The 1,303-nt window shown below is 38.4% G+C and carries 1 protein-coding gene; it reads right to left on the bottom strand.

Annotated elements, in window-relative coordinates:
* Positions 1-50 precede the first annotated feature (50 nt).
* Positions 51-1,247, bottom strand: coding sequence for an IS256 family transposase (locus DZ60_RS0121960; protein WP_025744145.1), 1,197 nt, complete (start codon positions 1,245-1,247; stop codon positions 51-53).
* Between the last annotated feature and the right edge of the window lie 56 nt (positions 1,248-1,303).

Raw genomic sequence — 1,303 nt, forward strand, 5'->3', positions numbered from 1 at the left:
GACACTATCCCGCAAAGTGTGTAATTAAAAATACCGAGGGTTTGACTTATTTAGAGTCGGACCCTTTTTTCATATATGGTTAAGAACTGATTTAGGATTATGCCCCAATTTCTGATAGGCATCGACCATTTTTTAGTGGCTTCTCTTGTAGCCAAATATACAGATTTCATCACCGCTTCGTCAGTTGGGAATGATAATTTATTTTTAGTGTACTTTCTAATTTTTCCATTAAGGTTCTCTATCAGATTGGTAGTATAGATGATTTTTCTGATCTCTATGGGGAACTCGAAGAAGGCTGTGAGCTCTTCCCAATTATCCCTCCAGCTTTTAATGGCATAAGAGTACTTAGATTCCCATTTTTTAGCAAAATCGTTTAGAGAAGCTTTAGCCGCCTCTTTGGTAGGGGCGTCATAAATGAGTTTCATATCCTTGGTAAATGCCTTTTTATCTTTCCATACCACATACCTGGATGCGTTACGTATTTGATGGACTACACAGATCTGTGTGGTAGCTTCTGGAAATACATTTTTGATGGTATCTGTAAACCCATTGAGATTATCGGTAGCAGTGATCAATAGGTCTTCTACACCTCTAGCCTTCATATCAGTGAGTACACTCATCCAAAAGGCAGCCGATTCATTTTTGCCCAACCAAAGTCCTAAGACTTCTTTTTTGCCATCTCTTCTAAGTCCTACAGCGATATAAATAGTTTTATTGATCACCTTGGAGTTCTCCCGTACCTTGAAGACAATCCCATCCATCCAAACAATTAAATATACAGGTTCTAAAGGACGATTTTGCCAAGCTACGATGTCATTAGTAATTTTATCTGTAATGCGTGATATGGTCGTGGTAGATACTTCAAAATCATATACCTCACGTATTTGTTCTTCGATGTCACTATTGCTCATCCCCTTGGCATACAGTGATATGATCACTTGCTCTATGCCATCCACCATATTTTTGCGCTTGGGAACAATCATTGGATTAAAGGAAGCATCCCGATCTCTGGGAACGGCTATCTCAGACTCTCCTAAAGAGGTGCGTACTTTCTTTGTAGAATAACCATTGCGGGAGTTGGAGGATCTAGACTGCTGGTTTTTATCATAGCCTAAGTGATCATCTAGTTCGCCTTCAAGCATTTTTTCAATGCCACGCTTTTGGATCTGTTTTAAAAATGAATTCAGTTCATCTCCTGTCTTGAACTGCTTCAAAAATTCGTCGGTTAAGAAATCTTCTTTTTTCATCTCTGTGTAAATTTTAAAGTTAAACAAAAAAATATCGAGGGTTGCAACCCTCGATA

Source organism: Aquimarina pacifica, from assembly GCF_000520955.1.
GTDB lineage: Bacteria > Bacteroidota > Bacteroidia > Flavobacteriales > Flavobacteriaceae > Aquimarina > Aquimarina pacifica.

Excerpts from the sequence above, each read along its gene's own strand:
- DZ60_RS0121960 (WP_025744145.1), bottom strand. The coding sequence starts at position 1,247 with ATGAAAAAAGAAGATTTCTTAACCGACGAATTTTTGAAGCAGTTCAAG.